Genomic DNA, 18,972 nt, shown 5'->3' with positions numbered 1-18,972 from the left:
CCCTCGAATATGCGCTTTGGCCGGGTCGGAGAGGGGATATCCGACCCGGCCGGAACCTGCGCGTCACTTTGCAGGTTTAACCTTGTCCTGTGTGACCGGCTCCGTCACAGGCGACGGGAAGGTCAACGTGCGTGTCAGGTTGTTTGTGTCGATACCCAAGGCCATGGCCGGTGCGGCCAAAAAGGTGGCGGACAAGACTGCGGCAATCATCAGGGGTTTCATGGTTTTCTCCGGTTTGCGTTGTGTCGCACAATTAGAAATGAACAGTATAGTTCAATTTTCAAGATCAATATTGAACTAATCAGTTTACGTTTTTGCATACCACTCATTCAGTTTTGAATGGCGGGTGTCATGTGGGGGATCAAAAACTCGCCACGGCCTGTGGCGCAGCGGTCTTGCGACTGCCGCGACAGACAGGTAAACGCCCCATAACGTAGATGAGGGAAGCCGATGTCGATTGACCAAAGCACCGCCGCCAAAGTGGCCAAACTGGCCCGGATCAAGGTCGAGGATGACGCGCTCCCGGCGCTGGCATCCGAGTTCAACACCATCCTCGGGTTCATCGAACAGCTGAACGAAGTGGATGTCGAAGGTGTCGAGCCGATGGTTTCGGTCACGCCGATGCGGCTGAAACGCCGTAAGGACGAGGTGACCGACGGCAACCAGCAGGACAAGGTTCTGGCCAACGCCCCTGACGCCCGCGAAGGGTTCTTCGCAGTCCCTAAAGTGGTGGAGTAAGACATGAGCGATCTGAACAAACTGGGTCTGGCCGAGGCACGCGATGCCCTGCGTTCCGGTGACGTCACTTCTGTCGAGCTGACTGACGCCTGCCTGAAAGCCATTGACGAGGCAGATGCGCTGAACGCTTTTGTCCACAAGACGCCGGAAATTGCGATGGAACGCGCCAAGGCCGCGGATGAGCGGATCCAGCGTGGCGATGCACCGTCGATGTGTGGCCTGCCGATCGGTATCAAGGATCTGTTTTGCACCAAGGGTGTGCCGTCGCAGGCGGCGTCGAAAATCCTGGAAGGGTTCAAGCCGGAATACGAATCCACGGTTTCACAGCAACTGGCCGACGCGGGCGCGGTGATGCTGGGTAAACTGAACATGGACGAATTCGCCATGGGATCGTCCAACGAAACTTCGACCTATGGCAATGCGGTCAGCCCATGGCGCCGTGGCAACGATGATGCGCATCTGACACCGGGCGGCTCCTCTGGCGGCTCTGCGTCTGCCGTGGCTGCTGATTTGTGCCTGGCGGCGACAGGTACCGACACCGGTGGCTCGATCCGCCAGCCTGCGGCCTTTGTTGGCATCACGGGCATCAAACCCACCTATGGTCGTTGCTCTCGTTGGGGCATCGTCGCCTTCGCCTCCTCGCTGGATCAGGCAGGACCAATGACCAAGAACGTACGTGATGCAGCAATCATGCTGGAAACCATGTGCGGGCATGACCCCAAGGATTCGACCAGTGTCGAACTGGCCGTCCCGAATTTCGAGGCCATGCTGACTGGTGACATCAAGGGCAAGAAGATCGGTATCCCGAAAGAGTACCGTATGGACGGCATGCCCGCCGAGATCGAAAAACTCTGGGCCGATGGCGCAGCGATGCTGAAAGCCGCGGGTGCCGAGATTGTCGATATTTCGCTTCCGCATACCAAATACGCGCTGCCTGCCTATTACGTGATTGCCCCGGCCGAGGCATCTTCGAACCTCGCCCGCTATGACGGTGTTCGCTATGGCCGCCGCGCACAGCTGGCGCAGGGCGATGGCATCACTGAGATGTACGAAAAGACTCGCGCCGAAGGCTTTGGCCCCGAGGTGCAGCGCCGCGTGATGGTCGGCACATATGTGCTGTCCGCAGGTTTCTATGATGCCTATTACAACCGCGCGCGCCGGGTCCGGACCCTGATCAAGAAAGACTTCGAAGACGTGTTTGCCGCGGGCATCGATGCCATTCTGACACCGGCAACCCCTTCGGCGGCGTTCGGTCTGGGGGAAATGACCGAGGCGGACCCTGTTCAGATGTATTTGAACGACGTCTTTACGGTTACCGTGAACCTCGCGGGCTTGCCCGGTATCTCGGTCCCCGCAGGCCTGGATGCACAAGGTCTTCCATTGGGGTTGCAGCTGATCGGGCGCCCGTGGGAAGAAGGTGACTTGCTCAACACCGCTTATGCGCTGGAAAACGCAGCCGGATTTGTGGCCAAGCCCGGCAAATGGTGGTAAGCCTTCGGGAAAGTGGATTACCAAAAACGGAGCCAAACAATGCGTGTTTTGCTTTTGGTCCCGGCCCTGACACTGGCTGCGGCCTGCACCAATGTCGCGCCGTTGACCAGCACGGGTTTCAACACGCCTGAATATCAGGCGCGGCGCGAGGCTCAATTGGCCGGCCAGGGTGGAGCGGTCAATCCGCTGCTGGCTCCGGTCGATGTTTCCCAGCAACCACTGGGCGCGTCAGGAGCATCAACCTTTGCAACGGGTGAGAATGCGGACATCGCCAACCAGACTGCCGCAGCGTTGGCCAGCACGTCTGGGCAATCCGCGGTCCCCGCGTCGCCGGCTTCCGGCTCCAGCAGCAGTGCGATCTCTGACGAGCAGGACTTCGCGGCCGTGTCCGAGAGGCGCAGCATCCAATCCGATGCCGCGCGGATTGAACAAAACCGCCAGACCTACGAAGTTGTCGCACCAACCGCCGTGCCTGAGCGCACGGCGAGCGGCCAGCCGAATATCGTACAATATGCGCTAAGCACCTCCAATCCGGTGGGCACGCAACTCTACAGCCGCTCCGGTTTCAACCTGCAAGCCAAGGCACAGCGGAACTGTGCGCAATTCCCGTCACCGGATCAGGCTCAGATCGAATTCCTGTCCAACGGCGGTCCGCAACGTGACCGCAAGGGTCTGGACCCAGACGGCGACGGCTATGCCTGTGGCTGGGACCCCAGCCCGTTCCGCAGTGCCGTTAACAACTGACGCCCTGACGCCGATCTGGCATCCGTCTCCGAATTTCGGCAAGCGCCGGGGCGGGTTGGTGCCATTCTTGATCGTGATCCACTATACGGCCATGGACAGTGCACTGGCGGCTCTGGATCGCCTGTGCGACCCGGCTTCCGAGGTTTCGGCCCATTACCTGATCGGCAATGACGGCACCCTTTGGCAAATGGTGCGGGAAGAAGATCGCGCCTGGCATGCCGGGGCAGGGGAATGGGGCGGCAAGGACGACATCAACTCGCGCTCGGTTGGGATCGAACTGGATAACACCGGCAAACATCCGTTTTCGCAGCCGCAAATGGCGGTGTTGGAACAGCTGTTGCCCCTGATCATGACCCGCTGGTCCATTACTCCGTCCGGAGTTATCGGACATTCCGACATGGCGCCCGGGCGCAAATCCGACCCTGGGCCGCGCTTTGACTGGAACAGGCTCGAAAGGCAAGCGCTGGCCAAACCGCGCGGCACAGGAGTTGATCCGATGTCACCTGATGCAGAAGCATTTCGCGCCTCTGCTCGGATGGCAGGTTTCACCGCCCCCGTGGACGATGCAAAACTGCTGGCCGCTGTCCGATTGCGATTTCGACCCTGGGCGAAAGGTCCGCTGGACATGGCGGATATGAATGCGCTCACCCCGTCGGACACAACAACCTGATCCGCTCTTCATCTGGCCAAAAATATCCCGGGGTTGAATTGGCCGCAGGCCAAGAAGGGGCTGGCCCCTTCTCTGATCCGTCAGCTCTTGACGCCGCAGACCACAAAGCCTACCCAGCCCAGGCGCGGAGGGCCGGATGGCCGCTGGGGCGTACGCCCGAGAGGAAAGTCCGGACTCCACAAGACAACGGTGCCGGGTAACGCCCGGGCGGGGCAACCCGACGGAAAGCGCCACAGAAATCAGACCGCCCAGGGCCTCGGCCCCGGGTAAGGGTGAAACGGTGGGGTAAGAGCCCACCGCGCCGCTGGCAACAGTGGCGGCACGGCAAGCCCCACCGGGAGCAATGCCAAATAGGGTCCCCGCGCGGGCCGGTCGGCGCAAGCCGATACCGCCGCTAAGCGCGTCTTGGCCGAGAGGGACCGGGTTGGCAGCTTGAGCCGTGCAGCAAGGCACGGCCTAGAGGAATGGTCATCGAAGGGGGCAACCCCGGAACAAGATCCGGCTTACAGGCCCTCCGCGCGTATCTACTTATCCTCCGGGCGGCGTGTAGGTCCCCGCCAATCTTGCGGCTTTCTCAGTGACCGAAACGAACTCGTCCGCGGTCCAGGCGCGAACCGTTTCTATGTTCGTGACCGCACCCGATGCCGCGACTGCCATGCCGACCGCCACAGCATCTGTTCCGTCTGGCGCTTCGCTGATCACAACCACGTCATTGCTGCCGGTTGTCATGTAGAAGGACAACAGTCGACCGCCGACTTTCTCCAGCAGTGCTTTCACCGGGCCGGTGCGGTTCTCGGGCTTTTGCAACATGCCTTTGACGCCAGCCTGCGAGTAAGTCGCATAGGTAATGAAAATGGGCATTGGAACCTCCGTATTAACGAAAATTACAGGGCCTTTCAGTCAGCCGACCCCGAAGGCTGTCACGTGTCAAATGTCAAAAATCAACGGTGCCATGATAAACCAAAGACCTGTGCCGATCAGTGCCACACCTGACACTGGCACCAACCACCTGGTCCTGGGTAGAAGCTTTTCCAGTGCCACGTAAGCGGCGATACCGACAATCCAATAGAGGTTCATTATCCCCCCGATGAATAGCAGCAACATCAGAGCCCAGCAGCACCCAAGGCAATGTGTGCCGTGCAAGGCTCCGGTTCTGAGCGCGCCGAAGGGGCCGGGCCGGTTGTGACCGGCCAGAAACCTTGCGGGGCTTTGGCAGTAACGAAGACACGCGTTCTTAAAACTCGAAAACTGGTAAAACCCGGCAGCCAGCAGAACACATCCCGCGAAGAGGCCGGAGCGGATTGTCATCATCGGCCCGTTCGACAGCCCGATATGTTCCAACTCCCACTGCATTGCCGTTGCAGCCAGGCTGAACGCACCCCAGGTCACCAGATAGCCCAACAGGAAACACAGGCTGAACTTTGCGGCACGGTCTTTCTCAGGACCCATTCGCTTTGTTGCGGCAAACAAAAGCACGGCTGGCGCGGCACTTGGGGTCATCATGGCAATCATCATGATCCACCACATAAGGAAGATGAGCAGGGTGTAACCGAAGCTCCAGACGGTTGCGGAACCCATCTGCATGGGCTCTCCAACCGGGCCTGCCATGCGGGTCATTTCGACCGCAGACATATTCATCCCGACGCCGGCAACTGTGTACCAGGTGGCTGCAAGAATAATCAGAAGGACGCTGCCCAACACGATTGCATTGTCCTGCCTCAACAGCCGCTCAATCGCCCCGGCAGGGGCTGCCGCACTCTGTCTGGTCATGAGAAAGTCTCCGGCTACGCGCCCAGAACACCGTGACCCGAGAGGTTCAGATGTGCGAGATGAGCGTGCGTGGCGTCAAAGGTAAGACTGATCTCACCACCCGTTGTTTTGGCCGACCCGGAGGCAGCCTCGGCGTGGCGGTACTCAAAGCCGTTCGGCAACTGGATCGATGCCCTGTGCGCAGCGCCCGATACGATATGAGGAATCGGGCTGACCTCGACGTCGAAGACCCCTTGAACCCTGGCATAGCCACTGCGATCATCGCGGTTCCAGTTCAATTCGATCGGTACAAAAAGCGTTTCATGTTTCGTCGGTGCCATCGCACTGTAAACGTACCACATGGTCGCCATTTCATCAGTGTCTTCGCCGGTCATGATGGCCTGCAATGCTGCGCGCTGTTCGGCTGTAGCACTTTCGTCAATGATCAGTTGCATCTGACCATTGCCTTCGTGGATCGGTCCCGGCCAGTGATAAACACCTGCTGCCCGCAAACCTGCCAGATCAGTATCGCCATAATGTCCGCTTTCGATGTCGAAAACGACCACTGCCTCGCAATTGCCATGAGATGGAAGAACGCTGAATTGGCAGGGGCAACCGAAATTGCAATTACAATTGGCCAGTTCTTCGCCCTGAATAACCCACTCTGTCATGATAGCCCCCCAAGAAAAGCTGCGTAAAACAACACTGCTCCGCGCGGGCATTACCTGTTTACACTGCCTTGGCCGTCGAGCCTGAAGTCGGCCTCTTGGACGTATCAGTCGCGGTAAACCTATCACGATATCGTGATATGTACAAACTTAGTCACTGCCGTCCGGTCCTCACCGGCTTGGAAATTCAGTCCAGAATCCCGTGGGGGTTGAACGTGGTATTCGCCTTTGCATTCCTCTGATAGAATTGGGGCATATTTTGAAAAACCGGGAGGATTGTCATGAGCTTTATGAAGACACTTGCGTCCGTTGCAGTTGGTTTCGCAGCCGCGAAGGGGCTGGAAAAATACCGGAAAATGGGCGGAATGGCAGGCTTGCAGGACATGATGCAAGGCGCAGGCGGTGGCCTTGGCATGGATCAACTCGGCAAGATGGCCGAACAGTTCGGCCTTCCCGGAGGTGCGACAGGCCTTCAGGACATGATGGGCAAGATGGGGTTGGGTGGCAGTACCGCCGGTGCCGCCGGTCTTGGCGGGCTTTTGAATGCGATGCAGGGGGCGGCCAGAACTGGTAGCCAGCAAACTACCGACATGATGGAGACGGTGTTTGGCGGAACACCAGCCGGTGCCGCGATGGAAGCTCAGGCCAAGCTTATGTTGCGGGCAATGATCCAGGCGGCCAAGGCAGACGGCGAATTGGATGAACACGAGAAAGAAACGATCCTGGGTGAACTGGGCGATGACATCAGCGACGAAGAACGCGCATTTGTGCAGGAACAACTGAACGCACCCGTCGACGTAATGGGTCTGGCAGCTGATTCTGGGGCGCCTCTCAGAACGCAGATTTATGCGACATCTCTGGCGGCAATACGGTTGGACAATGATCGTGAGGCCGCATATTTGCGGCAATTGTCCACTGCGCTGGGCCTTTCGGACGGTGAAAGAGACCAGATTCACAACTATATGGGCGCACCAACGTTACCGGGTTGAACCTGTGCCCGATTCCTGGGCTGGGATCGTCCGATTGGCCTTGACATGCACGGCGTAGCGCGTAAAAGCGCACGCTCATAGGAATTCAACCGAAAGGCCCCTGCCTTTCCGGACGCAGGAGATAACCATGGCGAAGCCGACGACAATCAAGATCCGTCTGAACTCGACCGCGGGCACGGGCCACTTCTACGTGACCAAAAAGAACGCACGCACCATGACCGAGAAAATGACCATTCGTAAATACGATCCGGTCGTTCGGAAGCATGTCGAGTACAAGGAAGGCAAGATCAAGTAATCTTTCCGTTCTATTTGGACTTTCCCAAAAAAGGCTCTGCTTGGCAGAGCCTTTTTTCGTGCTGAATTCCGGTGGATGGTTGCCAGAAACGTCAACATGCCCATCTGGGGCCGTTGCAGGAGCGCATCAGCCACCGATGCAATCGCATGGCCTGCGGCTTGCTTTTTGTGCCGACCTGCAAGTACGCTTGAGCAAACCGCCACAAAATGTTGACCGCCATGAAAAAAATCTTGTTATCCACAATAGCCGTTCTGACTTTGGCGGCCTGTGAAGACCCGTTCAACCGCAAAGGTGTCGGGTTTACCGGAATCGATGGCGAACCCCGCACGATTTCCGACGTTCCCGGAGCCGTCGCTTTTCTGCCGCCCGAAACGAACGTCCCTGCCGAACTGGCAGAGCTTCAGACCGTCACTCTCTTGGTTGATGAAGTGGATCCATCCAAGGTGGCGTCCGTTGCCATCGACAATGGCGGGCAGACGCCGGGCAATGCGGTCCAGCTACAGGGCAGCGATACGAATCTGTTCTTGAGCACCGTCAGTGTCAACGGAACCTTGTATGGTGTCCTTCGTACGCCGACGAACAGCGTTAAGGTCGACAACTCGGTCGGCGTTGGTTTTGCGCAAGAGGCCGAGCGTTTCACCGGGTGTCTACCTGCTGGCGATGTGTTCCGCAAAGGCACGTCCGAGCGTAGTTCGGGCTTTGCAGTACCGTTGAACTGTAGCTAAGTCTTTTACCTTCTGATGTATCAAGCCCTCGCCGATCTAGCGGGGGCTTTTTCTTGACCGGGCGCGCGTACATCGCTGCCTTTTCCGGTAGAACTTGTGCGCCGGACAAGCTCTATCACCAGTTGGTTCAAAACAAAAAAAAGGCCGGTCTGATGACCGGCCTTTTCCCATACCAATGGCATGCAATTACTCGCGGTTACCCAGGAATTGCAGCAGGAACATAAACAGGTTGATGAAGTCCAGGTACAGGTTCAATGCACCCATGATAGCGGCCTTGCCCAGCCATTCCTGATCGCCACTATGGGCCATTTGCAGGTATGTGGTCTTGATGTTCTGGGTGTCGTAGGCGGTCAGGCCCGCGAAGATCAGAACGCCGATGGCCGAGATTGCAAAGGCAACCGCCGAAGACGCCAGAAAGATGTTCACAACCATCGCGACGATCAGGCCGATCAGGCCCATCATCAGGAAAGTGCCCATGGCGGACAAGTCTTTCTTGGTTGTGTAACCGTACAGGGACAGGCCCGCGAACGCGATTGCGGTGATCAGGAAGACCTGGATGACCGACTCACCGGTGAAAACAAGGAAGATCCAGCTGATCGAAATGCCCATCACCGCAGCAAAAACGTAGAACACCAGCTGTGCGGCGGCTGCCGACATGCGGTTGATCCCGGCGCTGAAGCCGAAAACAAACAGCAAAGGTGCAAACATGATGACCCAGCGCAGGGGCGACGCGTAAATGCTATAGCCCAGCGATGTCAGATAGGTATCGGCATTCAACTGTGCCGCCGCGGCTGACGGATCGCTTGTGGTTGCCAGGCCCGCGATGGCCCAGGCTGCTGCGAACGTAATCAGCATGCCGACGGACATAGTGCCGTAGACTTTGTTCATATGGGCGCGCAGGCCCTCATCAATCTCGGCAGCGCGCGCGCCGGCCGCCGTCCGGATCGTGTCGAATTGTGCCATCAAAGGGTCTCCCTTTACATAATTATTCAGCCCCCCTGCTATGAGGGAAGCGTTCTAGGCAAATATCGGCAACTCAGGGCTGTGTTTCAAGTATTTACCGCGGAAAACCTACTAATTTACGCAACAAAAGTGGCGATCCGCAACACGTGACCGCCACTCATGAACTAAAGATATGTATTTGCATCATTTCTGCCAGAATTCCGGCGCGTCCCAGACGAAACGTCTGGCTTCGGCATCAGCCTCTGATCTAGAGACTCCGATGTCCTGAAGGGCGCGATCATCAAGTCGCGCCAGCCGACGGCGTTGACGCTTCAGGGAAACAGCACGCCTGATGATAGTGCCGAGCGATTGCTTCTTGGGCTTGCAATGGTGATGAATGGCAATTTGGGTCATATTTATTGTCCTTTCGTGCATTCTCGATGGTTTATCTCGTCTTCATCAATTTCCTTGATTGATATGGGGGAGTATGACATATCTTTAAAGCGAATATTTTTGATGAAACACATAAGGAATCGTGAAGATGCGGAATCTGGACATCACAACCCTTCGGTCATTTGTTGCGGTGGCGGATCAGGGTGGGGTGACTCGCGCTGCCGGATTTCTGCATCTGACGCAATCTGCGGTCTCGATGCAGTTGAAACGGCTGGAAGAGTTGCTTGGCCTTCAGTTGTTGGACCGCAGTGGCAGAACGATTGCCCTGACCGCGTCTGGCGAGCAACTGCTGGCCTATGCGCGCCGTATGATCGCATTGAATGATGAGGTGATCTCGAAACTGACCGATCAGGCCTTTGAGGGTGAGGTGGTATTGGGGGTTCCTCACGACATAGTTTACCCGGCCATCCCACGGGTCCTGCAACGGTTCAACGCGGATTTTCCACGGGTCCGAGTTCAGTTGGTCTCGTCTTATTCCTTGCAGTTGAAAGACATGTACAAACGCGGCGAATGTGACGTGATCCTGACCACGGAACCGTCGTCGGTGGACGGTGCGGAAACCATTGCAGAGCTGCCCTTGCGCTGGATAGGTGCGCCGGGTGGATCGGCCTGGCGCAAACGTCCGCTGCCTTTGGCACTTGGACGTCGCTGCTTGTTTCGACCACAGGTGATCTCTGCGCTGGATGCAGCCGGTATTCCCTGGGAACTGTCGGTGGAAACTGAAAACGACCGCACAATCGAGGCCACAGTCAGTGCTGATCTGGCAGTGTATGCGGCACTGGAAGGTACCGAAGCCGCACATCTTGAACAGATCGAAAGCGGGGGTGCGTTACCGGACCTGCCTGCGCATATGATCAACCTGTATGGTGGCGAGCCGGGTCGAGACGCGGTTGTCGAAGCGCTGGCACAATTGGTACGTCAGAACTTCCGCCTTCTTGGGGGGACGCAGCTGCGTGCCGTAGTGGGCTGATTGTGGTCAGGGGGTGATCACGATTTTGCCTGTCGATTTCCGCTCTTTCAGCAACCGCATGCCCTGCGCGACCTCATCAAGAGGCAAGACGTGGCTAATGTGCGGATTGATACGGCCTTCGGCGTGCCAGCGGAAAAGAGTGTCAAAACTTTCCCGCACGGCTTCTGGCCGGAATTTCAGATACCCGCCAATGTAAAAACCGATAACGGTCAGATTCTTGACCAGCAGATGATTGGCAGGGATTTGCGGAACATCGCCGCCGGCAAATCCGATGGGCAGTAGGCGGCCTTCGGGATTGGTGGCGCGGAAGGCCGCCTTGAACACATCGCCGCCGATTGCATCATAGACGACATCCGCGCCGCCAAGCGATCTGACCCGATCCCTTAGATCCTCTGAGGTATCAATCAGGTGATCGGCCCCTGCGGCGCGGGCAACGGCCAGCTTTTCAGGGCCGCGGGCCTGTGCGATGACGGTGGCGCCCATGAGCTTGCCGATCTCAACCGCGGTCAGCCCAACGCCGCCTGCTGCTCCGGTTACCAGAAGCGTCTCGCCGGGTTGCAGCCGGGCGCGGTGGTCAAGGGCCATGTGACAGGTACCATAAGCAATCTGGATCGCGGCGGCATCTTCGAAACGGGTCGTGTCAGGCAACGGGATCGCGCGATCGGCGTCGAAAACGCCATACTCTGCCAGCCCGCCCTGACCAGAATAGACGGCGATCCGATCACCCGGTTTCAGGGTGGGCACACCTGGACCGATGGCATCCACGACACCGGCTATTTCCATTCCCAAAGTAAACGGCGCAGGCGGTGTATCCTGATACGTTCCTTTCTGCATCAACAGATCAGCGAAATTCAAACCGCAGGCTTTGATCGCCACCCGCACCTGACCCTCACCCGGCTCGGGTTTCGGTACATCGCACAGCTGGGCAACTGCCCCCTCGGATCGAATACAAAAGGCCTTCATGTGGCTCCTCACGTGTTTCGGGCATTGGCACGTCGGCTGTACAAGATGTCAATTCCTTATGCGCGGCGTCCTGAAACGACTGAAAATCTGTCGCATGTCCAACCGGGGCAAGCGAAAAGCGCACAGGGCTTTTGACACATACAACCACAGCCCTTGTGAGGGGGGATCGACTCAACCAGCTTGAAAAAAAATTCAAAACGGGCAATATAGACTATCAGTGCTGGTAACGGGGGACGGCACAGTCCGGATTAGGGGGCGGTTAAGGAAGCCCCTGTTGGTATTGCGATCTCGGACGTCGCTCGATCCCGTACAAATGTGTGTGTAGTAGAGGAGAATACCAATGACTCATCACGTCGATGTCCATGTGGGCAAACGCGTTCGGCATCGCCGCTGGCTGATTGGGATGACCCAGCAACAATTGGCGCAGCAAGTTGGTATCAAGTTTCAGCAAATCCAGAAATATGAGACCGGAGCCAACCGAATCAGCGCGTCCCGCCTGTGGGACATTGCCGAGGCTTTGGACGTACCGGTAAGCTTCTTCTTCGAAGGTCTGGAAGAAGCAGAGAAAAGCAGCTCGGACAAGAAATCTGTTCCAGCTGATCTGATGGGCGATAAAGAAGCCCTGGATCTTGTACGCTCTTACTACGCAATTCCGGAAAACCAGCGCCGCCGCCTGTTTGAACTTGCACGTGTCCTCAGCGACGTCGCCTGATCAGACTGGCTTGACTTTGTCAGGTAATGCCCGCACCAGAGTGCCATGCATCCGGCGAGTTTAAGCGACATTGAAATTGCAGAAGAAATGGCCGAAGCGGCACGCGCGGCCATTCTTCCTTTTTTTCGTCAGACCAATCTGGAAACTGCGAATAAGCTGACCGAAGGGTTTGACCCCGTCACCGCGGCGGATCGGGCCGCCGAAAAAGCCATGCGAGAGGTGCTGTCCCGGTTGCGCCCCGAAGATGGCGTGTTGGGCGAAGAATACGGTGCGCACAAGGGCAGCAGTGGCCGAACCTGGGTTTTGGACCCCATCGACGGCACGCGCGGGTTTATCAGTGGCACACCAACTTGGGGCGTTCTGATCGCGCTCAGCACAGCAGACGGGCCGATCATGGGAGTGATTGATCAGCCCTATATTGGCGAACGCTTTGTCGGATCGACAGCTGGTGCGCATCTTACAGGGCCACTGGGGACCAGTAAGCTGCAAACCCGGGGGACGAAATCTCTGGCGCAGGCGACGCTGTTCACCACTTTTCCTGAAGTCGGCACCCCGGATGACCGGGCCGGGTTTCAGGCCGTATCGGAACAGGTGCAACTGACCCGATATGGAATGGACTGCTACGCTTATGCCTTGTTGGCCGCTGGGCAGGCAGATCTGGTGATCGAAGCAGGGCTGAACTCGTATGACATTCAGGCGCCTATCGCGGTTATTCAGGCGGCAGGCGGAATTGTGACCGATTGGCAAGGTGGCCCGGCGCATGAGGGCGGTAGGGCATTGGCCGCAGCCAACGCAGAGATTCATGCAGAGGCCCTTCAGATCCTGCGTCGGTTCTGAAATCTGTTGTCGCAGATCCCGATGACGGGTACATAATACACGGTCGGTTCTTAAGCCCGTTTTCCGCCGACCTTCGCACTCCTTGCAAGAGACGGGCAGATGCAGGAGCGCGACATGACGGAAATCCTACTCAAAAACGCTGACCTGATCCTGACGATGGACGAGTCCCGGCAGGAACTCCCCGGGGCTGACATTCTGATCCGCGACGGCCAGATTGCGGGGATCGGGTACGGATTGCAGACACAAGGCGAGGTTCACGATGTTTCGGGCTGTCTGGTGACACCCGGACTGGTGAACACTCATCACCATCTTTACCAAACGTTGACCCGCGCGGTGCCGGGCGGGCAGGACGCATTGCTGTTCGGGTGGCTTCAAACACTTTATCCGATTTGGGCGAAGTTCGGACCAGACGAGATGTTCACCTCGGCCCAGATCGGTTTGGCAGAGCTGGCGCTGTCAGGCTGTACGCTCAGTTCCGATCACCTGTACCTCTACCCCAATGGATCGCGGCTGGAGGACACGATTGCTGCCGCATCCGAGTTGGGGATGCGATTTCACCCGACACGTGGCGCGATGAGCATCGGTGAAAGCGATGGCGGCCTGCCTCCGGACAGCCTGGTGGAAGAAGAAACTGCTATTCTGGACGACATGATCCGCGTCGTGGATGCTTTTCACGATCCGTCCGAAGGGTCGATGTGCCGCGTAGGTCTGGCCCCGTGTTCACCGTTCTCGGTCAGCCGGGACCTGATGCGAGATGCCGCCCTTCTGGCACGGGACAAAGGCGTGATGTTGCATACACATCTGGCTGAAAACGATGAAGATATCGCCTATTCACAGGCTCAGTTCGGCTGTCGGCCCGGTCAGTACGCCGAAGATCTGGGTTGGATCGGCCCGGATGTGTGGCACGCTCATTGCGTCAAGCTGGACGGGGCCGAGATTGACCTGTTTTCGCGTACGAAAACCGGTGTCGCTCATTGCCCATGTTCGAACTGCCGTCTGGGATCAGGCATCGCGCCGGTGCGGGCGATGCGCGATGCGGGGGTAAAGGTCGGCCTCGGCGCTGATGGCTCGGCCAGTAACGACAACGGTAATCTGATGCTTGAGGCCCGGCAGGCACTGCTGTTGCAGCGGGTGGTTAATGGGGCAGATGCGATGTCGGCCCGCGAAGCATTTGAGATTGCAACACGTGGCGGGGCCGATGTGCTGGGGCGTCCTGATTGCGGGCGGCTTATGCCGGGAAAACGCGCGGATGTCGCTGTCTGGGATATGCGCAGTATCGAATGCGCAGGCAGTTGGGACCCGGCAGCACTGCTTCTGGCCGGTCCGATGCAGGTAAAGCACCTGTTTGTAGAAGGCCGCCAGATCGTGCGGGATGGGCATATCACGACGATTGACCTGCCCCGCGTGATTGAGCGTCAAAACAGTCTTGCCAAGGCGTTGCAGGCCTAAGCGGCCTTCCGCCCACCGATCCAGACCTCGGCCACAGCCCGATCATCACCCATCATGATGGTCGGGAAGATTGCCTCCCAAACATCGTTTGCACAAGCCTCGCGCTGGGCGATGGCCGGGGTCGAGGCGAGATCAATCACGACCAGATCCGCCTCCATTCCCGGCGCAATGTTGCCGATGCAATCATCCATCCGCAGGCTGCGCGCCGACCCGACTGTACCCAGCCACAGCAATTGCGCCGGATGCAGGGGGCGCCCGCGCAACTGACCGATTTCATAAGCGGCAGCCATGGTGCGCAGCATTGAAAAACTTGATCCGCCACCGGTGTCGGTGGCCAGACCGATCCGGTGGCCATCGTGGATCAAGCCGTTCATGTCGAACAGACCCGACCCTATGAAGGTGTTCGAGGTGGGGCAGTGGATCAGTGACGCATCAACCTCGCGCAGACGATCGCGTTCCCGGTCTTCCAGATGGATGACATGCCCATAAAGTCCGTTCTGCCCCAGCAGCCCGAACTTTTCGTAAGTGTCCAGATAGTCCCGGGCATCGGGGAACAGGGAGCGGACCCACTCGATTTCGTCTGTCTGCTCGCTCAGGTGTGTTTGCATCAGGCAATGGGGATGTTCCGCCCAAAGCGCGCCCATGGCCTCAAGCTGTTCTGGGGTGGACGTGGGCGAAAACCGGGGCGTGATGGCATAGGACAGGCGGTCGACACGGTGCCATTTCTCCAGCAGCGCGGCAGATTGGTCATAGGCTGTCTGGGCCGTGTCCCGAAGGCCTTCAGGCGCATTGCGGTCCATACAGGTCTTGCCCGCGACCACGCGCTGTCCCCGTTGCTGCGCGGCAGTGAAAAAGGCATCCACGCTTTCGGGGTGGATGGTGCAAAAACTGCACATCGTCGTGGTGCCATGGGCGGCAGTCAGATCCAGATAACGGTTGGCGATTTCAGAGGCGTATTCAGGATCACCAAACTTCATCTCTTCGGGGAAGGTGTAGGTGTTCAGCCAGTCGATCAACCGCTTCCCCCAACTGGCGATCATGGCGGTCTGCGGGTAGTGCACATGCGGGTCAACGAAACCCGCAATGATCAGGTGATTGCCATAGTCCTTGATGACGGCATCAGGGTGACGCCGCATCAGCGCATCGGACGCGCCGACATCGGCAACGCGTCCTTTGTCAATCACGACGGCTTCGTCCAGCTGGGTCGCTTCTGTTGGCTCTCCGTCAAAGGGTGAGCCTGTGAAACTCAGAACGCGCCCTTTCAAAAGCGTCTTTTGCGCCATTTGCCCTGTTCTCCACCTGTTTGGGACCGCGCTGTAGCATAGGCAGACGAAAGAAGTGGGTAAATCGGCGCATTGTCATTGTTTTCTGGTAGCTGCTTCTTCTATTTAGGGGCCAATCGCCGAAAGAAGGGGGCAGCGCATGACGACAGGCAATAACCAAGCCGAACACGATCTGCCCCAGGAAGAAGACGCGTATGCGCTGGATCGCCGGACCGTGGCGGCGATCCTTTATGCGGTTGATGTGGATGATCGTGACAAGCTGATTGAGCTGATGGAGCCGCTGCACGCGGCCGATATCGCTGACCTTTTGGAGCAGATCAATCCTTATGACCGGGCCCGGCTGATCCGGCTCTATGACAAGGAATTTGACGGCGACATCCTGTCTGAACTGGATGAATCGGTTCGCGAGGAAATCATCGCCGTTCTGACCCCCGAGGTTCTGGCGGAAGCCGTGCGCGAGATGGAAAGCGACGACGTCGTTGACCTTCTGGAAGATCTTGAGGAACCGCAGCAGGAAGCCATTCTGGGTGCGCTCGAAGATTCCGAGCGGCTAGCAGCGCAACAGGCGCTTGCTTACCCCGAGAGTTCTGCTGGTCGTTTGATGCAGCGTGAGGTCGTCATGGCCCCCGAGCATTGGACCGTCGGTCAGGCCATCGACTTCATGCGTGCCAATGACGATCTGCCCGAGCAGTTCTATCATGTTGTTCTGGTCGACCCGCGCCTGAAACCAACAGCGCAGGTGACATTGGGCAAGCTGATGGCGTCCCGTCGTGAAGTGCCTTTGCGCGATCTGGCGGAAGAGGAGTTTCACATCATCCCCGTTGATCAGGACGAGGAGGATGTGGCTTATGCCTTCAACCAGTATCACCTGATCTCGGCCCCCGTGGTCGATGCCGACGGGCGTCTGGTTGGTGTGATCACCATCGACGACGCGATGGTTGTTCTGGATGAAGAGCACGAAGAAGACATCCTGCGCCTTGCCGGTGTGAGCGACGAAAGCTCGCTGTCCGACAGTGTGGCGGCCACCAGTCGGCGACGGTTGCCCTGGCTGGCGGTAAACCTGTGCACGGCAATCTGTGCTTCGTTGGTGATCTCACAATTTGCGGCGGCAATTGACCAGCTTGTCGCGCTGGCCATCCTGATGCCGATTGTTGCATCCATGGGGGGCAATGCGGGAACGCAGTCGCTGACCGTTGCAGTGCGCGCACTGGCGACGCGCGACCTGACCAACTCAAACGTGATGCGCGTTATCAGGCGGGAACTGCTGGTGGGCATGTTGAACGGACTGTGTTTTGCCATTGTACTGGGGACCGTGGGAATGCTGTGGTTCGGTTCACCTTGGCTGGGTGTCGTGATTGGGTCAGCCTTGGTCGTGAACATGATCATCGCGGGCTTTGCAGGTACGGTAGTACCGGTAGTGCTGGATCGTCTGGGAATTGACCCGGCGCTGGCGTCAGGAACCTTTGTGACAACCACAACCGATGTCATGGGGTTCTTCATCTTTCTTGGGCTTGCCAGTGTGGTGCTATTGTGACCGATCTGACTGAAATCAAAGCAGCTGCACGCAAAGCGGCATTTGCGCGCCGCAAGGTCGCGTTCGACACGCGTGTTCCCGGTGCGGCCGGACGTTTGTCCGAGGTTCTGGCGGGTTATCGCGGCGTGCCCTTGTCAGGCTACATGCCAATCCGAACCGAGATCGACCCGGTGTCTGCCATGGCTGAAGCTGCGGCTTATGGACCTGTCGGTGTTCCCGTGATACAAGCCGCTGGAAAACCTCTGAAATTTTCGCGCTGGACGCCAGAAGGACCGCTGAAAGACGGCCCATTCGGTGCCAGAGTGCCCGAGGTCGATGATTATTTCGACCCCGAAATCCTGATTGTGCCGCTGGTGGCTTTTGATGCCCACGGCGGGCGTTTGGGATATGGTGGTGGATTTTATGACCGCACGCTGGAAGGATTGCGAGGCAAGCGCGCGACACTGGCAATCGGTTTCGCTTTTGACGCGCAAGAGGCGCAGAAACTGCCGCTGGAGCCGACCGATCAGCCGCTGAACATGGTTATCACCGAAAGCCGGGTGCTGACGTTCTAAGCCTCATTGCTGAAAGTGGCTGCGTAAATAGTCCCAGGCATCCACCTCGGTACCGTCTTTCAGGATGCAGATACCAAAGACGCTTCCGTCTTCGTTCTTCCGAAGTTGGTAAACTCCATCATTCTCGACGCAAAAGGTTGCCGCGGGATTGGGCATGGATGTCTTTGTGCCTTGCGCCATAACACCCGAAGCGACCACAAGGCCGAATGTCAGTATTGCCAATAGCTTCACAACATGTCCTTTTGATTTAAGCGCATGGCTAAGACTTTGCCACGCCTGCATGCAATTTCAAGTTCGGCTCAACTTAAATTTCACGGTTCCGCCTTGTTATTGCCCAGCACAGCACCTACGACCCGGATCATGAGGATTTTGTTTCTTGGTGATGTGATGGGGCGCGCGGGGCGCGCGGCCGTTCAGCAACATTTGCCGCGCCTGCGCGACGAATGGCGGCTGGATTTCGTTGTGGTCAATGGCGAAAACGCGTCGAACGGCATGGGGTTGAGCGGCGATCACGCCAAGCTGCTGCTGGATGCCGGGGCAGATTGCCTGACATTGGGCGACCATGCGTTCGACCAGAAAGACATGCTGCAATATATCGAGAAAGAACAGCGTATCGTGCGCCCGGTGAACTATGCAAAGGGTGCGCCGGGGCGGGGGCACCGGCTGTTTAACGCACCCGGCGGGCGCAAAGTTCTGGTGGTGCAGGTGTTGGGGCAGGTCTTTATGAAACGGCCATTCGACGACCCGTTCTCGGCCATTGAACCTATCCTGAAGTCGCACCCACGGGGTGGACAGGCACAGGCCATCATCGTCGATATGCATTGCGAGGCGACGTCTGAGAAGATGGCCATGGGTCATTATTGCGACAAGCGCGCCAGCCTTGTGGTGGGAACACATACCCATGTACCGACAGCGGATTCGCAGATTCTGCCAGGTGGCACAGCCTATCTGACGGATGCGGGCATGTGCGGCGACTATGACTCGGTCATTGGTATGGACAAGCAGGAACCGATGCGCCGGTTCATAACCGGGATGCCCAAGACCCGGTTTACCCCTGCCAATGGCGAGGCCACGCTGAGCGGAGTTTTCGTCGAAACGGATGATCGCGACGGCCAGGCCAAATCTGTTCGCATGGTGCGCGTTGGTGGACGTTTGGAACAAGCCGGGCCTGATTGACAAACGTCAGGCTTGCCCTGCCACGCGCAA

Annotated in this window: 23 protein-coding genes and 1 other RNA gene; 15 read left to right on the top strand and 9 right to left on the bottom strand. The window is 57.9% G+C overall.

Going from position 1 to position 18,972, the window contains the following annotated elements:
* Positions 1–63: 63 nt before the first annotated feature.
* A complete protein-coding gene (locus ACR0ID_RS06980; RefSeq protein ID WP_480554025.1) occupies positions 64–222 on the bottom strand; it encodes a hypothetical protein in 159 nt (52 codons plus the stop codon).
* 228 nt (positions 223–450) lie between these two features.
* Between ACR0ID_RS06980 and gatC the strand changes: the two genes are divergently transcribed.
* From gatC to rnpB, 5 genes are all read left to right on the top strand, one after another.
* A complete protein-coding gene (gene gatC, locus ACR0ID_RS06975; RefSeq protein ID WP_480475753.1) occupies positions 451–738 on the top strand; it encodes an Asp-tRNA(Asn)/Glu-tRNA(Gln) amidotransferase subunit GatC in 288 nt (95 codons plus the stop codon).
* 3 nt (positions 739–741) lie between these two features.
* Positions 742–2,229, top strand: coding sequence for an Asp-tRNA(Asn)/Glu-tRNA(Gln) amidotransferase subunit GatA (gatA, locus tag ACR0ID_RS06970; RefSeq protein WP_480604549.1), 1,488 nt, complete (start codon positions 742–744; stop codon positions 2,227–2,229).
* A 39-nt stretch (positions 2,230–2,268) separates the two neighbouring features.
* Positions 2,269–2,973, top strand: coding sequence for a hypothetical protein (locus ACR0ID_RS06965; RefSeq protein ID WP_480475757.1), 705 nt, complete (start codon positions 2,269–2,271; stop codon positions 2,971–2,973).
* Positions 2,924–3,643, top strand: coding sequence for an N-acetylmuramoyl-L-alanine amidase (locus tag ACR0ID_RS06960; protein ID WP_480604547.1), 720 nt, complete (start codon positions 2,924–2,926; stop codon positions 3,641–3,643). Before ACR0ID_RS06965 ends, ACR0ID_RS06960 begins: the two co-directional genes overlap by 50 nt.
* 124 nt (positions 3,644–3,767) lie before the next feature.
* An RNA gene (gene rnpB, locus ACR0ID_RS06955) (RNase P RNA component class A) lies at positions 3,768–4,165 on the top strand.
* A 6-nt stretch (positions 4,166–4,171) separates the two neighbouring features.
* On the opposite strand, the gene ACR0ID_RS06950 is transcribed toward rnpB, so the two are convergent.
* The 3 genes from ACR0ID_RS06950 to ACR0ID_RS06940 all read right to left on the bottom strand — a co-directional run bounded on the left by ACR0ID_RS06950 (position 4,172) and on the right by ACR0ID_RS06940 (position 6,063).
* Positions 4,172–4,504 carry a GYD domain-containing protein gene (locus ACR0ID_RS06950; RefSeq protein WP_480604545.1) on the bottom strand — a complete coding sequence of 111 codons (333 nt, stop codon included), beginning with the start codon at positions 4,502–4,504 and terminating at the stop codon, positions 4,172–4,174.
* Positions 4,505–4,570: 66 nt separating this feature from the next.
* Positions 4,571–5,413 (bottom strand): DUF2182 domain-containing protein, encoded by an 843-nt coding sequence (locus ACR0ID_RS06945; protein ID WP_480516168.1) that lies wholly within the window; start codon positions 5,411–5,413, stop codon positions 4,571–4,573.
* A 14-nt stretch (positions 5,414–5,427) separates the two neighbouring features.
* Positions 5,428–6,063 carry a DUF1326 domain-containing protein gene (locus ACR0ID_RS06940; RefSeq protein WP_209504621.1) on the bottom strand — a complete coding sequence of 212 codons (636 nt, stop codon included), beginning with the start codon at positions 6,061–6,063 and terminating at the stop codon, positions 5,428–5,430.
* Positions 6,064–6,341: 278 nt separating this feature from the next.
* Here ACR0ID_RS06940 and ACR0ID_RS06935 point away from each other — a divergent pair, with 278 nt between their 5' ends.
* From ACR0ID_RS06935 to ACR0ID_RS06925, 3 genes are all read left to right on the top strand, one after another.
* Positions 6,342–7,049: a DUF533 domain-containing protein gene (locus tag ACR0ID_RS06935; protein WP_480604543.1), complete on the top strand. Its 708-nt coding sequence runs from the start codon at positions 6,342–6,344 to the stop codon at positions 7,047–7,049.
* Positions 7,050–7,176: 127 nt separating this feature from the next.
* Positions 7,177–7,344 (top strand): 50S ribosomal protein L33, encoded by a 168-nt coding sequence (rpmG, locus tag ACR0ID_RS06930; RefSeq protein ID WP_037309480.1) that lies wholly within the window; start codon positions 7,177–7,179, stop codon positions 7,342–7,344.
* Positions 7,345–7,562: 218 nt separating this feature from the next.
* Entirely contained in the window at positions 7,563–8,069 is a 507-nt protein-coding gene (locus tag ACR0ID_RS06925; RefSeq protein WP_480475769.1) for a hypothetical protein, read from the top strand.
* A 186-nt stretch (positions 8,070–8,255) separates the two neighbouring features.
* Here ACR0ID_RS06925 and ACR0ID_RS06920 read toward each other — a convergent pair whose 3' ends face one another.
* Together ACR0ID_RS06920 and ACR0ID_RS06915 are read right to left on the bottom strand one after the other, a co-directional pair.
* Positions 8,256–9,032, bottom strand: coding sequence for a Bax inhibitor-1/YccA family protein (locus tag ACR0ID_RS06920; protein WP_480493742.1), 777 nt, complete (start codon positions 9,030–9,032; stop codon positions 8,256–8,258).
* A gap of 183 nt (positions 9,033–9,215) precedes the next feature.
* Positions 9,216–9,425 carry a YjiS-like domain-containing protein gene (locus tag ACR0ID_RS06915; protein WP_480604541.1) on the bottom strand — a complete coding sequence of 70 codons (210 nt, stop codon included), beginning with the start codon at positions 9,423–9,425 and terminating at the stop codon, positions 9,216–9,218.
* 127 nt (positions 9,426–9,552) lie between these two features.
* Here ACR0ID_RS06915 and ACR0ID_RS06910 point away from each other — a divergent pair, with 127 nt between their 5' ends.
* A complete protein-coding gene (locus tag ACR0ID_RS06910; protein ID WP_480475775.1) occupies positions 9,553–10,434 on the top strand; it encodes a LysR family transcriptional regulator in 882 nt (293 codons plus the stop codon).
* A gap of 6 nt (positions 10,435–10,440) precedes the next feature.
* Here ACR0ID_RS06910 and ACR0ID_RS06905 read toward each other — a convergent pair whose 3' ends face one another.
* The gene (locus ACR0ID_RS06905; protein WP_480604540.1) at positions 10,441–11,397 is read right to left on the bottom strand and encodes an NADPH:quinone oxidoreductase family protein; all 957 of its coding nucleotides are present in this window, start codon (positions 11,395–11,397) and stop codon (positions 10,441–10,443) included.
* 340 nt (positions 11,398–11,737) lie between these two features.
* On the opposite strand from ACR0ID_RS06905, the gene ACR0ID_RS06900 reads away from it, so the two are divergent.
* From ACR0ID_RS06900 to ACR0ID_RS06890, 3 genes are all read left to right on the top strand, one after another.
* Positions 11,738–12,109: a helix-turn-helix domain-containing protein gene (locus ACR0ID_RS06900; protein WP_480475779.1), complete on the top strand. Its 372-nt coding sequence runs from the start codon at positions 11,738–11,740 to the stop codon at positions 12,107–12,109.
* Positions 12,110–12,154: 45 nt separating this feature from the next.
* A complete protein-coding gene (hisN, locus tag ACR0ID_RS06895; RefSeq protein ID WP_480554032.1) occupies positions 12,155–12,946 on the top strand; it encodes a histidinol-phosphatase in 792 nt (263 codons plus the stop codon).
* Positions 12,947–13,060: 114 nt separating this feature from the next.
* Positions 13,061–14,395 carry an 8-oxoguanine deaminase gene (locus tag ACR0ID_RS06890; RefSeq protein ID WP_480604538.1) on the top strand — a complete coding sequence of 445 codons (1,335 nt, stop codon included), beginning with the start codon at positions 13,061–13,063 and terminating at the stop codon, positions 14,393–14,395.
* Here ACR0ID_RS06890 and guaD read toward each other — a convergent pair.
* On the bottom strand, positions 14,392–15,678 hold the full coding sequence (guaD, locus tag ACR0ID_RS06885) for a guanine deaminase (RefSeq protein ID WP_480604536.1): 1,287 nt from the start codon (positions 15,676–15,678) through the stop codon (positions 14,392–14,394). The two genes, ACR0ID_RS06890 and guaD, sit on opposite strands and share 4 nt — an antisense overlap.
* A 139-nt stretch (positions 15,679–15,817) precedes the next feature.
* On the opposite strand from guaD, the gene mgtE reads away from it, so the two are divergent.
* Together mgtE and ACR0ID_RS06875 are read left to right on the top strand one after the other, a co-directional pair.
* Positions 15,818–17,212: a magnesium transporter gene (mgtE, locus tag ACR0ID_RS06880; RefSeq protein ID WP_480604535.1), complete on the top strand. Its 1,395-nt coding sequence runs from the start codon at positions 15,818–15,820 to the stop codon at positions 17,210–17,212.
* Positions 17,209–17,766, top strand: a complete 558-nt coding sequence (locus ACR0ID_RS06875) for a 5-formyltetrahydrofolate cyclo-ligase (protein WP_480604533.1) — start codon at positions 17,209–17,211, stop codon at positions 17,764–17,766. Before mgtE ends, ACR0ID_RS06875 begins: the two co-directional genes overlap by 4 nt.
* Before the next feature lie 3 nt (positions 17,767–17,769).
* Here ACR0ID_RS06875 and ACR0ID_RS06870 read toward each other — a convergent pair whose 3' ends face one another.
* On the bottom strand, positions 17,770–17,997 hold the full coding sequence (locus tag ACR0ID_RS06870) for a putative hemolysin (protein WP_480475791.1): 228 nt from the start codon (positions 17,995–17,997) through the stop codon (positions 17,770–17,772).
* A 129-nt stretch (positions 17,998–18,126) separates the two neighbouring features.
* On the opposite strand from ACR0ID_RS06870, the gene ACR0ID_RS06865 reads away from it, so the two are divergent.
* Positions 18,127–18,942: a TIGR00282 family metallophosphoesterase gene (locus ACR0ID_RS06865; protein WP_480475793.1), complete on the top strand. Its 816-nt coding sequence runs from the start codon at positions 18,127–18,129 to the stop codon at positions 18,940–18,942.
* The last annotated feature ends 30 nt before the right edge of the window (positions 18,943–18,972 follow it).

The organism is Ruegeria sp. AL2, assembly GCF_056540845.1.
The sequence above is the reverse complement of the archived record's forward strand: the minus strand, read 5'-3'. Positions and strand labels throughout refer to the sequence as shown.

Excerpts from the sequence above, each read along its gene's own strand:
- ACR0ID_RS06980 (WP_480554025.1), bottom strand. The coding sequence starts at position 222 with ATGAAACCCCTGATGATTGCCGCAGTCTTGTCCGCCACCTTTTTGGCC.
- gatC (WP_480475753.1), top strand. The coding sequence starts at position 451 with ATGTCGATTGACCAAAGCACCGCCGCCAAAGTGGCCAAACTGGCCCGG.
- gatA (WP_480604549.1), top strand. The coding sequence starts at position 742 with ATGAGCGATCTGAACAAACTGGGTCTGGCCGAGGCACGCGATGCCCTG.
- ACR0ID_RS06965 (WP_480475757.1), top strand. The coding sequence starts at position 2,269 with ATGCGTGTTTTGCTTTTGGTCCCGGCCCTGACACTGGCTGCGGCCTGC.
- ACR0ID_RS06960 (WP_480604547.1), top strand. The coding sequence starts at position 2,924 with ATGCCTGTGGCTGGGACCCCAGCCCGTTCCGCAGTGCCGTTAACAACT.
- ACR0ID_RS06950 (WP_480604545.1), bottom strand. The coding sequence starts at position 4,504 with ATGCCCATTTTCATTACCTATGCGACTTACTCGCAGGCTGGCGTCAAA.
- ACR0ID_RS06945 (WP_480516168.1), bottom strand. The coding sequence starts at position 5,413 with ATGACCAGACAGAGTGCGGCAGCCCCTGCCGGGGCGATTGAGCGGCTG.
- ACR0ID_RS06940 (WP_209504621.1), bottom strand. The coding sequence starts at position 6,063 with ATGACAGAGTGGGTTATTCAGGGCGAAGAACTGGCCAATTGTAATTGC.
- ACR0ID_RS06935 (WP_480604543.1), top strand. The coding sequence starts at position 6,342 with ATGAGCTTTATGAAGACACTTGCGTCCGTTGCAGTTGGTTTCGCAGCC.
- rpmG (WP_037309480.1), top strand. The coding sequence starts at position 7,177 with ATGGCGAAGCCGACGACAATCAAGATCCGTCTGAACTCGACCGCGGGC.
- ACR0ID_RS06925 (WP_480475769.1), top strand. The coding sequence starts at position 7,563 with ATGAAAAAAATCTTGTTATCCACAATAGCCGTTCTGACTTTGGCGGCC.
- ACR0ID_RS06920 (WP_480493742.1), bottom strand. The coding sequence starts at position 9,032 with ATGGCACAATTCGACACGATCCGGACGGCGGCCGGCGCGCGCGCTGCC.
- ACR0ID_RS06915 (WP_480604541.1), bottom strand. The coding sequence starts at position 9,425 with ATGACCCAAATTGCCATTCATCACCATTGCAAGCCCAAGAAGCAATCG.
- ACR0ID_RS06910 (WP_480475775.1), top strand. The coding sequence starts at position 9,553 with ATGCGGAATCTGGACATCACAACCCTTCGGTCATTTGTTGCGGTGGCG.
- ACR0ID_RS06905 (WP_480604540.1), bottom strand. The coding sequence starts at position 11,397 with ATGAAGGCCTTTTGTATTCGATCCGAGGGGGCAGTTGCCCAGCTGTGC.
- ACR0ID_RS06900 (WP_480475779.1), top strand. The coding sequence starts at position 11,738 with ATGACTCATCACGTCGATGTCCATGTGGGCAAACGCGTTCGGCATCGC.
- hisN (WP_480554032.1), top strand. The coding sequence starts at position 12,155 with ATGCATCCGGCGAGTTTAAGCGACATTGAAATTGCAGAAGAAATGGCC.
- ACR0ID_RS06890 (WP_480604538.1), top strand. The coding sequence starts at position 13,061 with ATGACGGAAATCCTACTCAAAAACGCTGACCTGATCCTGACGATGGAC.
- guaD (WP_480604536.1), bottom strand. The coding sequence starts at position 15,678 with ATGGCGCAAAAGACGCTTTTGAAAGGGCGCGTTCTGAGTTTCACAGGC.
- mgtE (WP_480604535.1), top strand. The coding sequence starts at position 15,818 with ATGACGACAGGCAATAACCAAGCCGAACACGATCTGCCCCAGGAAGAA.
- ACR0ID_RS06865 (WP_480475793.1), top strand. The coding sequence starts at position 18,127 with ATGAGGATTTTGTTTCTTGGTGATGTGATGGGGCGCGCGGGGCGCGCG.